This window comes from Flavobacterium sp. (assembly GCF_003525665.1).
In the GTDB taxonomy this organism is placed as follows: Bacteria; Bacteroidota; Bacteroidia; order Flavobacteriales; family Flavobacteriaceae; genus Flavobacterium.
This window is the reverse complement of the sequence record NZ_DQDX01000161.1, coordinates 1-10,529: the sequence shown is the minus strand read 5'-3', so window position 1 is coordinate 10,529 and position 10,529 is coordinate 1. Positions and strand designations below refer to the sequence as shown.

Annotated in this window: 11 protein-coding genes and 2 tRNA genes; 6 read left to right on the top strand and 7 right to left on the bottom strand. The window is 33.1% G+C overall.

Features of this window, described 5'->3' with window-relative positions:
* The 5 genes from DIU01_RS11395 to DIU01_RS11375 form a co-directional block, all read right to left on the bottom strand.
* Nucleotides 1-519, bottom strand: a 519-nt coding sequence (locus DIU01_RS11395) for a hypothetical protein (RefSeq protein WP_290834540.1), incomplete at its 3' end; no start/stop codon positions are given.
* A 38-nt stretch (nt 520-557) separates the two neighbouring features.
* On the bottom strand, nt 558-1,592 hold the full coding sequence (locus DIU01_RS11390) for a D-alanine--D-alanine ligase (protein ID WP_290834538.1): 1,035 nt from the start codon (nt 1,590-1,592) through the stop codon (nt 558-560).
* 1 nt (nt 1,593) lies between these two features.
* On the bottom strand, nt 1,594-2,304 hold the full coding sequence (locus tag DIU01_RS11385) for an NRDE family protein (RefSeq protein WP_290834536.1): 711 nt from the start codon (nt 2,302-2,304) through the stop codon (nt 1,594-1,596).
* On the bottom strand, nt 2,292-2,780 hold the full coding sequence (locus DIU01_RS11380) for a DinB family protein (protein ID WP_290834534.1): 489 nt from the start codon (nt 2,778-2,780) through the stop codon (nt 2,292-2,294). The genes DIU01_RS11385 and DIU01_RS11380 overlap by 13 nt, the downstream gene beginning before the upstream one ends.
* A 296-nt stretch (nt 2,781-3,076) precedes the next feature.
* Entirely contained in the window at nt 3,077-4,213 is a 1,137-nt protein-coding gene (locus tag DIU01_RS11375) for an acyl-CoA dehydrogenase family protein (protein WP_290834532.1), read from the bottom strand.
* A gap of 86 nt (nt 4,214-4,299) precedes the next feature.
* Between DIU01_RS11375 and DIU01_RS11370 the strand changes: the two genes are divergently transcribed.
* The 3 genes from DIU01_RS11370 to DIU01_RS11360 all read left to right on the top strand — a co-directional run bounded on the left by DIU01_RS11370 (nt 4,300) and on the right by DIU01_RS11360 (nt 7,666).
* Nucleotides 4,300-5,361: an anhydro-N-acetylmuramic acid kinase gene (locus tag DIU01_RS11370; RefSeq protein WP_290834530.1), complete on the top strand. Its 1,062-nt coding sequence runs from the start codon at nt 4,300-4,302 to the stop codon at nt 5,359-5,361.
* Nucleotides 5,362-5,438: 77 nt separating this feature from the next.
* Nucleotides 5,439-6,665, top strand: coding sequence for a Glu/Leu/Phe/Val dehydrogenase dimerization domain-containing protein (locus DIU01_RS11365; RefSeq protein WP_290834528.1), 1,227 nt, complete (start codon nt 5,439-5,441; stop codon nt 6,663-6,665).
* A gap of 56 nt (nt 6,666-6,721) precedes the next feature.
* Nucleotides 6,722-7,666, top strand: a complete 945-nt coding sequence (locus tag DIU01_RS11360) for an energy transducer TonB (RefSeq protein ID WP_290834526.1) — start codon at nt 6,722-6,724, stop codon at nt 7,664-7,666.
* A 160-nt stretch (nt 7,667-7,826) separates the two neighbouring features.
* Here the strand turns inward: DIU01_RS11360 and DIU01_RS11355 are convergent, their stop codons facing one another.
* Together DIU01_RS11355 and DIU01_RS11350 are read right to left on the bottom strand one after the other, a co-directional pair.
* Nucleotides 7,827-8,222: a biopolymer transporter ExbD gene (locus tag DIU01_RS11355; RefSeq protein ID WP_035125591.1), complete on the bottom strand. Its 396-nt coding sequence runs from the start codon at nt 8,220-8,222 to the stop codon at nt 7,827-7,829.
* Complete coding sequence (locus DIU01_RS11350; RefSeq protein ID WP_290834541.1) at nt 8,206-8,913, bottom strand: MotA/TolQ/ExbB proton channel family protein; 708 nt, start codon at nt 8,911-8,913, stop codon at nt 8,206-8,208. Before DIU01_RS11350 ends, DIU01_RS11355 begins: the two co-directional genes overlap by 17 nt.
* A gap of 130 nt (nt 8,914-9,043) precedes the next feature.
* On the opposite strand from DIU01_RS11350, the gene DIU01_RS11345 reads away from it, so the two are divergent.
* The 3 genes from DIU01_RS11345 to DIU01_RS11335 all read left to right on the top strand — a co-directional run bounded on the left by DIU01_RS11345 (nt 9,044) and on the right by DIU01_RS11335 (nt 10,528).
* Nucleotides 9,044-10,264, top strand: coding sequence for a folylpolyglutamate synthase/dihydrofolate synthase family protein (locus tag DIU01_RS11345; protein ID WP_290834523.1), 1,221 nt, complete (start codon nt 9,044-9,046; stop codon nt 10,262-10,264).
* 72 nt (nt 10,265-10,336) lie between these two features.
* Nucleotides 10,337-10,414: transfer RNA gene (locus DIU01_RS11340), tRNA-Val, on the top strand.
* 39 nt (nt 10,415-10,453) lie between these two features.
* Nucleotides 10,454-10,528, top strand: a tRNA-Val gene (locus DIU01_RS11335).
* The last annotated feature ends 1 nt before the right edge of the window (nt 10,529 follow it).

Here is a 10,529-nt window from a genome sequence, read left to right as displayed (position 1 = left end):
ATCTAAAGACAAAATCAAGACTAACATTCCGCAAAAAGTTCCCAAAACAGTTCCTAAGACGTAGAAATATTTTCTTGATTTAGAAATTTCGATATAATTCCCATTCAACAAATAAAGATTCCAACTGGTCCAAAACGGAATTTGAATAAAGTTCAAACAGCTTAAAATCAATCCAACAACGAATGGAGAATAATCTACGTATTTTTCTAAAACCGATTGATTTTCTGCTTCTTTTGATGCGCTAGAATAAAAAATATAAGCCAATAGAAACATGAAAATAATTGAAAATGCTTCAATAAACTTAATCAGTTTTTTATTCCCAATTAATTGATTTGCAAAAAGTAACGTGAAATAAATTACTAAAAACTCAATTGAAATTACACCAAACAAATAGAAAACAGTTTCTTCTATTCCAAATTTTTTATAAACTTCATATCCCACAACATTTAAATATCCTAAAGGAATAGATCCAATAAAACTGATTAAAAATCCGACGAATATGTTTTTGAGTTTTTGCATTAAATTTTACACGAATTGCACCAATTAAAAGTAATTCTTTAAAAATTCACAATCTTACTACTTTGTTCCAAATGCAATTTATATTCTTTCATTCCCTCTTTGTGAGCAAGATAAGGAAATCCTTTTTTATGATTTTCTACACTAATTTTGTACATATAAGTGATGTGTCGCGCCAATTCTTTCCAAGCAAAAAAGATAGAATGTTTCGGATCATAAATATGTGTTGGTTCACTTGCAGCGCCGTTTATTTCAACAATTGCAAAGTTTTTTCCGTTTTCCAAATCGGCCCAATTATCATACATAACATCCAATCTTCCGAAGTAGAATTCTGGAATTTCTTGACACAAATCATCTATTACTTTGGTCAATTTATCCGAAATTAAATTACTTGAATCGATGAATTTTGCACCACGAGCGTGATTTCCATAAGGAACTAAATTTCGTTTTTCGCCTTTCATCAAAATATCTTTTAATTGATCACCGTATTCTTGTTTTAATATCTTTAATTGCAAAGCATATCTCGGATTTCTTACAATCAAATCTTCAACGCTAGAAATTCCGTCACCTTCAACAATTAAAAATTCTTTAGAAACAATTCCGGTAATTTTTCCTTTTTTTTCGCTTGGAAATCGAACATAGAAAATACCTACTTCATTGGGAAACGGAATTAAATCTTGGACTAAATAATCAAAATTGGCTTTTTCGTGATAGACTTTCAAATCTTCAATAGCATCTATTTTTTTTACAGCCGAACCACGCAATCCAATATCTGGCTTAGCAATAAATGGAAGTTTTATTTGTGACTTTTCAATTTCGGAAAGAACATTTTCGAAGTTGCTTTTTTCCAGAACTAAATTCGTTTTAGGATAATATTTTTGAGGAATAATATCATAAATTTCTTTTTTACTTTCGGCCATAAATCCGCCATTTTTTATAGTTGGATTGCTGGCGTTAAAAAAGAAAATCGAACGCGATTTTAGAGCATAAAATGCCCATAAAAAATAAATAGGAATATAGACAATTTGAAACGGCCAATATTCCCAATTAAAAAGTTTATGAAGAAAAAGTCTCAAATTAGTTTATTAAAATTGAATTAGTAAATTCTTGTTGGTTTTGTAAATCGACATACGAAAGTACAATATTATTTTTTTCTATAACCGATTGCGTAATGCTTAGGGTTTTCATTACATTATTTCTGTTAATTATTAATCCATTTTCCTGATTTTCTCCTTCTGTATAACGATGAAAGTTAAACATTTCTACTTCATCAACTTCTGGCTTCGTATCTAAAAATGTATGGAACCAGTTGGCTCTTTTTTCCCGAATATCTTTTGGATATAAAGTGGATGATGACCAAATATGATTTTGAGAAACATCTAAATTTAAAGTAGTTTTTTCAACTTCATTCCACCGCAATTGATACAATTTCGAATCTTGAAAAAGTACTAAAGTAAACGGTTCAATTGCTGATAAATCAATAGATTTCCATGCTTCAATTGGCGAATTTGAACTAATTAAATCCAACACAATTAAGCCGCGACTTTTTCTATATGAAGGTTTTAATTGGTGTTTTTCATCGGCACCATTTAGCAAAACTATTGTTGTTCCGTTTTGGGCAACTGCATACCAAGTTCCTCCAGCTTTTGGATCTTTTGGGAAATAAATATCTTTATTATTTATAGAATATTTTTGAGGTTCAATTGCGCTTGGACGAGCAATCTTTTCATCACGATTGTGCGTTAGAATTGCTTTTCCGTTAGAAAAAACAAAACTTACTGTGCACATTGTTTTCTGTATTCAATAGTAGAACGAGCAACTCCAAAGTTTGCGTCGATAGTAATGGAATCATTTTGTAAAACAGCCACTTTTATAAGCGCTTGATGATGAATGCAATGCTCTAAATTATACAACAATTCACGATTGTAATTGGTATCAATTAGCAATTCTTCACCGTCAACGATTTGTTGTAATTTCAAAGATTTATTTGGTCTGTCTAATTGATTGATTATTGCAACGATAGTTTGCTTAGCGAAATCAGTATCGGTTTGAATTTGATAATCTCTTTTTCTGTCATCATAATTCACAATTCCACCTTCATATTGGTTTTCAAGACATTGAAACATTTCTATAATGTGACGTGTATGCTCACCGATTGTGGCATTACTTAATCCAAAACATGGACAAGTATAATCATCTTTAGATAATTGAGATAATAAATCACTCAACTCGCTTAATGTTTTTTGAATAGATGGAATCAGCATATTTCTTGAATCTTTTTAAGTATTTACGTTATAGAATACAATTTAGATTAAAATTTAAATTTCAATAAATCTAAAAATCTATCTTTTTGATTGTAAACTAATAGTAAGCAACAAAGAAACGTAATTATTGCCAAAATAAAAAGTGTTATTTCATTGATTTTTATTTCGATGAATACAAATTATATTTTATTAATTTTAAAGTGCTATTTTCATAATTTTTAATGCGAAATTCAAAAACAAAACCCTTTCAGAATAAACTGAAAGGGGTTGAATTTATAATTGTGTAAACTATTATATTATACCAATCCTCTTGAAATTACAATTCTTTGAATCTCAGAAGTTCCTTCATAAATTTGAGTAATTTTAGAGTCACGCATCATTCGTTCTACATGGTATTCGGCAACATAACCGTTTCCACCGTGAATTTGAACGGCTTCATTCGCAACTTCAAGCGCAATTTCTGAAGCATATAATTTCGCCATCGCTCCAGAATGTGCAATGTCTTTACCTTCGTCTTTTTCGCAAGCGGCTTTCATTACTAATAATTTGGCAGCAGTAACTTTCACATACATATCGGCCAATTTAAAAGCAATCGCCTGGTGATTGAAAATTTCTTTTCCAAATGCTTTTCTTTCTTTAGAATATTTTAAAGCAATTTCATAAGCTCCAGTTGCAATTCCTAATGCTTGCGATGCAATTCCGATTCTTCCTCCGTTTAAAACATTCATAGCAAATGAAAAACCAAAACCATCAGCACCAATTCTATTCTCTTTTGGAACTTTCACATCAGTAAACATTAACGAATGCGTATCGCTTCCGCGAATTCCCATTTTTTTCTCTTTCGGACCAATATCAAAACCTGCCCAACCTTTTTCAACGATGAATGCATTGATTCCTTTGTGACCTTTTTCAACATCAGTTTGAGCAATAACTAAATACGTCGATGCTGTAGAACCATTTGTAATCCAGTTTTTTGTTCCGTTTAACAAATAGTGATCTCCTTTGTCAATTGCAGTAGTTTTTTGCGAAGTCGCATCACTTCCAGCTTCTGGCTCGCTCAAACAAAAAGCTCCAATTACTTCACCTTTTGCAAGTGGCACTAAATATTTCATTTTTTGCTCTTCGTTGCAATATTTTTCCATTCCGGCACAAACTAAAGAGTTGTTAACCGACATGATTACTGCTGCAGAAGCATCAACTTTTGCAATTTCAGTCATTGCCAAAACATATGAAATGCTATCTAAACCTGAACCGCCATATTTTGGATCGACCATCATTCCCATAAAACCAAGTTCGCCCATCATTTTGACTTGCTCTGTTGGAAATTTAGAATGTTCGTCTCTTTCAATAACTCCTGGCAACAATTCTGCTTGAGCAAAATCTCTAGCGGCTTGTTGAATCATTAAATGTTCTTCGGTTAGATTAAAATCCATATTTTTGTGAATTATTTGTTCTTAAATTTAGAACACAAAAGTAATTATTAAATATTAAATTTCAAACGATTTCGTAATTTTAGCCAATGTTTAAAGAAACCTACACTGTTATTGGAGTAATGAGCGGCACATCACTTGATGGAATTGACTTGGCACGCATTAATTTCACAATAAAAAACGAAAAATGGTCGTATGAAATCCTTGAATCTGAAACTGTTTCGTATTCAAATGATTGGTTAAACAAATTGAAAGTGGCGGTTGGTTTTTCATCAGAAGAATTAACAAAACTAAACGAAGATTATACTGATTATTTAGGAAATGTAATTAATTCATTTATAGCCAAGTACAAAATTTCTAATCTTGACGCCGTTTGTTCGCACGGACATACCATTTTACATCAACCACAAAACGGATTTACTTTACAAATTGGAAATCTTCCTAAAATTGCTAAAATTATTAATCAAAAAGTAGTTTGCGATTTTAGAGTTCAAGATGTACGACTTGGTGGTCAAGGCGCGCCTTTGGTACCAATTGGAGATCGAATTTTATTTTCTGAATATGATTATTGCTTGAATTTGGGTGGATTTTCTAATGTTTCATTTGAATCAAATAACAAACGAATTGCTTTTGATATTTCTCCGGTAAACACCGTTTTGAATTTTTACGCCAATAAATTAGGACTGGATTATGATGATAAAGGGAAAATTTCTAGTTCTGGAAAAGTAAATTTGGAGTTACTAAACGAATTAAATGCTTTGGATTATTACAAAAAAGCATTTCCAAAATCACTTGGATTTGAATTTGTAAAAGAAATTGTTTTGCCTTTAATAGAAAACTATTCTATTTCAATTGATGACAAAATGCATACGTTTACAGAACATATTGCTTATCAAACTTCGATTGCCCTACCAATAAAATCTGGCAAAATTCTGATAACTGGCGGTGGCGCATACAATGATTTTTTAATTGAACGAATGCAATTTCACTTACCAAATATCGAAATCATAATTCCTGATAATAAAACTTTAGAATTTAAAGAAGCGTTGATTTTTGCGCTTTTAGGCGTTTTGAAATTACGAAATGAAATTAATGTTTTGAGTAGTGTTACTGGAGCAAAAATGGATCATTCTTCAGGCAACATTTATTAAAACATTATCACATTAACAAAAAACAAATATTTTTAAAACATATATTTGCACAACAAACAGACTACACAAACAAAAAAATGAAAGACCTACTTAAAAAATTTGAAAACAAAGAACCTGAAATAATTTTTAACTGGAAAGATACCGAAACCGAAGCTGAAGGTTGGACAGTTATAAACTCACTTCGTGGTGGCGCTGCTGGCGGTGGTACTCGAATGAGAAAAGGATTGGACATGAACGAAGTTTTGTCGTTAGCAAAAACGATGGAAGTAAAATTCTCAGTTTCTGGACCAGCAATTGGTGGAGCAAAATCGGGAATCAATTTCGACCCGAACGATCCAAGAAAAAAAGGCGTTTTACAACGTTGGTATAAAGCCGTTTCTCCGTTATTGAAAAGTTATTATGGAACTGGTGGCGATTTAAATGTAGATGAAATTCATGAAGTGATTCCGTTTACAGAAGAATGTGGTGTTTGGCATCCGCAAGAAGGTGTTTTTAACGGACATTTCAAACCAACAGAAGCCGATAAAATCAACAGAATTGGACAATTACGTCAAGGTGTTGTTAAAGTGATTGAAAACACAAAATTCTCTCCAGACGTTTTAAGAAAATATACTGTTGCCGATATGATTACTGGTTATGGCGTTGCCGAAGCGGTTCGTCATTATTACAATACGTATGGCGGAGATTTTCACGGTAAAAAAGCCATCGTTCAAGGATTTGGAAATGTGGGTTCAGCAGCTGCTTTTTATCTTGCAGAAATGGGTGTGAAAGTAATTGGAATTATCGATCGTGATGGCGGAATTATCAATGAAAACGGATTCTCATTTGAAGAAATCAGAAGATTATTTTTGAACAAAGACGGAAATAAATTAGTGGCTGAAAACATGATACCTTTTGACGAAATCAATAAAAAGATTTGGACAATTGGTGCTGAAATTTTTACGCCTTGTGCTGCATCAAGATTGGTTACTAAAGATCAATTGGATAATTTAATTGCATCTGGATTGGAAGTGATTTCTTGTGGCGCGAATGTTCCGTTTGCAGATAAAGAAATTTTCTTCGGACCAATTATGGAAGAAACTGATAGTAAAGTGAGTTTGATTCCAGATTTTATTTCCAATTGTGGAATGGCACGAGTTTTTGCTTATTTCATGGAGCAAAAAGTTCAAATGACAGACGAAGCTATTTTCTACGACACATCTGAAATCATTAAAAAAGCGATTGAAAGAGCACACGATTTAAATTCTGACAAGAAAAATATCAGCGCAACAGCATTTGAAATTGCATTAAAACAATTGGTATAACTATTGCTACTACAATTTTTAGTATATTTCAGCGTTAAAAAGCAAATAGAAATGATATGAAAGATTTAAAAAACATGGATAATAGTTTAGATTCTACTGCAGCCGATAAAAGAAAGTCGTTTGTGGCAGCTACTATTATTTACGGCGTTTTACTTTTGATTTTATTTTTTATTCGTTTTTGGCCTCCATCCGATGCCGATTTGCTAGCAATGGCTGGTGGCGGTGGCGGTGGCGGAGTTACTGTAAATTTTGGTGACACCGATTTTGGTTCGGGTGCAGATTATCAAAGTAAAGAGTTAGACGTAAAAGATGTTGTAAAACAAACTGCCGCAGCAGAAACTCCTGAAGAAAATATAATTACAGAAGAAGCTGATGCTGATAAAACGGATGTTGTTATTGCTAAAAAAGAGCCTGTAAAAAACCCGAAACCTGTTTTAAAACCTGAGGTTACTAAACCTGTTGAAGTAAAAAAACCGATTAAAAAAGTAGATTCTGCTTTGGATAACATTTTAAAAGGAAACAAAAAAGGCGGTGATGGAAATAGCGGAACTTCGGGAAATCAAGGTAGAGCTAACGGAGATATAAATTCTACTGGATATTCTGGAACTGGTGGTTCTGGTGGCGGAACTGGTGGCGGAAACGGAACTGGTAATGGCACAGGAACTGGAGCAGGAACAGGTTCTGGAAGTGGCGGAGGAAACGGCAGCGGTAATGGACTTGGCAACGGAAGCGGATATGCATTAACTGGAAGAAGTGCGTTGAACAAACCAAAACCAGTCTATAATTGTAATGAAGAAGGCGTTGTTGTGGTACAAATTACGGTTGATAAAAACGGAAATGTAATTAGTGCAAGTCCTGGAGCTAGAGGAACAACCAATTCTGCTGCATGTTTAGCTAGTCAAGCGAGAATTGCTGCAATGAATACAAAATGGAGTGCAAGCCCAAATGGAACTGAAAAACAAGTGGGAACTATTCGATATAATTTTAGTTTGAAGGATTAACAAAAATTCAATACATAAATTATCTAGCCCTGATTGCAGAGAAAATAAAAAATGTCCCGATTGTTTCGGGACATTTTTTATTGTAACGGAAAGCAGGAAAATGGATTACTGATAATGCCCGATCCCGACGCTTCGGGAATTCGCTCCTTATTTTTAAAATCTATTTAGAATTGCTTGTTGCTATTACGAACTTTAATTTGTTCTTTACTCCTATTTGCAGCACATCTACTAAATCTTGCACTTGTAGGTTGAATGGAATTCGGATTACTACCGTTTGGTCTTTAGCATCGCCCATTTGAGCTAACAAAGTTGATTCTAATTGATCGAAAGCTACTTCTTGTTTGTCAAGATAAAATCGCTTGTCTTCGGTAACCGACAAACTAATGAGCTGTTTGTTGGTTTTTTCGCTAGTTTTTGACTTTGGAAGTGTCATTTTTATAACGTTCGGATTGGCTAATGTTGATATAATCAAGAAAAACAAAAGCAAGAAGAACATAATGTCACTCAAAGACGAAGTTGCTACTTCTGCGTGAAATCTTTTATTTCGTTTTACCATTTGGGCGTTGAATTATATTAACAAAATCTAAAACTTGTTTTTGGATACCTAACGCAAAACTGTCGATTCTTCCGTTGAATAAGTGGTAAGCTGCGTAGGCGATAATACCAACTACTAATCCGGCACCAGAACTAATCATTTTTTCATACAAACCTCCAGAGATATTACCAATACTGATGTCTTCGGTTTGCGAAATGCTGTAGAAAATTTTGATAACTCCAGAAATGGTTCCGATGAAACCTAAAGTTGGAGCAATACCAGCGATTAGTCCTAATTGACCAAGTTTCTTTTCCATTTCACCAACTTCAATGTTGGCTGCACGTTCCATATTCGATTCAATTTCTGCAATTGGTCTTCCTATTGTTAGGATTCCTTCACGTAAAACATATCCTGAAGCTGTAGAATTTCTTTCGGCTGTAGAGACGGCCATGTCAATATTTCCAGCATTCAAATTATCGCGAATGTCACGAATTAAATTAGGATCGATAACGGCTCGTTTACTGATATATAGGTAACGTTCAATGATTATATAAAAAGTATAAAAAAGTAAAATTGCAATTGGAATAAGAAAAAAACCTCCTTTTAAAATAAACTCTAAAACCGAAATTTCCTTTGTAGCTACCGTACCTTCTATAACAGCTCCTGCAGCTTGAGCGAGTGTATCGTTTTGAACTTGAAGAAAAAAGTTAATCATATAAATTGTATTTTTGTATTAGTTAAAGAAATAATCTCAAATTTGCACTAAAGATAAATTCTAATACAATATTAAACTACAAAATTGAGATATTATTTTGTTTTAGGATTTTTTTATTAAAAAAGTAATGAACTATCAAGAAACAACTAATTGGCTTTTTAATCAGTTACCGATGTATCAATTGCAAGGAGCGACTGCTTACAAAAAAGATTTAACCAACACACTTTTACTCGCCGAGCATTTAAATCATCCTGAAAAAAAGTTAAAATGCATTCATATTGCAGGAACAAACGGAAAAGGATCGACCTCACATCTGCTAGCATCCGTTTTTCAAGAAGCTGGATACAAGGTTGGACTTTACACCTCGCCACATTTAAAAGACTTTAGAGAGCGAATTAAAATCAACAACGAAGAAATATCAGAAGAGTTTGTTTGTGAATTTGTAGCGAATAACAAATCGTTTTTTGAAGCCAATGATTTAAGTTTTTTCGAAATGACTGTAGGACTAGCATTCGAATATTTTGTAAAAGAAAAAACAGATATAAATATTATCGAAGTTGGAATGGGCGGAAGATTAGATTCCACAAATATTATTACACCTTTAGTTTCTGTTATAACAAATATAGGGTTCGATCACACACAATTTTTAGGAAACACTCTTGAAAGCATTGCTTTTGAAAAAGCAGGAATCATAAAAAACAATATTCCAGTTGTCGTTGGAGAATTTACCTCAGAAACTAAAAAGGTATTTTTGGAAAAAACAAAAGAAACGAATTCCGATATATATTTCGCTTCTGATCTAATTACTGAAACTTATAAATCTGCTCTGCTTGGAGATTATCAAGTTCACAATAAAAAAACAGTACAACAAACAATTAAAGTTATACAAACTCAGAAGAAATTTAAAATTTCAGAAGAAAATATAAAAAATGGATTTTTGAATGTTGTAAAGAACACTGGTTTACTTGGCAGATGGCAACAATTAAATGCTAGCCCAAAAGTAATTTGCGACACTGCTCATAACTCACATGGTTTAAAAATTGTACTAAATCAAATTCAAAATGAGAAATTTGATGAATTACATATCGTTTTAGGAGTAGTAAATGACAAAGATTTGAATGATATTCTACCATTATTTCCAAAAAAAGCAAAATATTACTTCTGCAAACCAAATATTTCTCGCGGTTTAAATGCAAAAATTTTAGAAGAAAATGCAAAAAAGCACAACCTTAAAGGCAAAGTATATAATTCTGTTTCAAATGCTTATGCAAATGCTATAAAAAACTCCAATACAAATGACTTCATTTACATAGGCGGAAGTACTTTTGTTGTTGCAGAAGTTTTATAAAAAATATTTGCAGAATTAAAAATAAGCGCTATATTTGCACCCTGATTAATGAGAAAATCATTAATGATAAAAGGGCGATTAGCTCAGCTGGTTCAGAGCACCTCGTTTACACCGAGGGGGTCGGGGGTTCGAACCCCTCATCGCCCACCACTTTTATCAAAACACATACTGATAATTAATACCATTATCGGGCGATTAGCTCAGCTGGTTCAGAGCACCTCGTTTACACCGAGGGGGTCGGGGGTTCGAACCCCTCATCGCCCAC

Bases quoted from the DNA above. Each gene is read 5' to 3' on its own strand.
- DIU01_RS11345 (WP_290834523.1), top strand. From the start codon at position 9,044: ATGAACTATCAAGAAACAACTAATTGGCTTTTTAATCAGTTACCGATG.
- DIU01_RS11380 (WP_290834534.1), bottom strand. From the start codon at position 2,780: ATGCTGATTCCATCTATTCAAAAAACATTAAGCGAGTTGAGTGATTTA.
- DIU01_RS11385 (WP_290834536.1), bottom strand. From the start codon at position 2,304: ATGTGCACAGTAAGTTTTGTTTTTTCTAACGGAAAAGCAATTCTAACG.
- DIU01_RS11375 (WP_290834532.1), bottom strand. From the start codon at position 4,213: ATGGATTTTAATCTAACCGAAGAACATTTAATGATTCAACAAGCCGCT.
- DIU01_RS11355 (WP_035125591.1), bottom strand. From the start codon at position 8,222: ATGGTAAAACGAAATAAAAGATTTCACGCAGAAGTAGCAACTTCGTCT.
- DIU01_RS11365 (WP_290834528.1), top strand. From the start codon at position 5,439: ATGAAAGACCTACTTAAAAAATTTGAAAACAAAGAACCTGAAATAATT.
- DIU01_RS11360 (WP_290834526.1), top strand. From the start codon at position 6,722: ATGAAAGATTTAAAAAACATGGATAATAGTTTAGATTCTACTGCAGCC.
- DIU01_RS11370 (WP_290834530.1), top strand. From the start codon at position 4,300: ATGTTTAAAGAAACCTACACTGTTATTGGAGTAATGAGCGGCACATCA.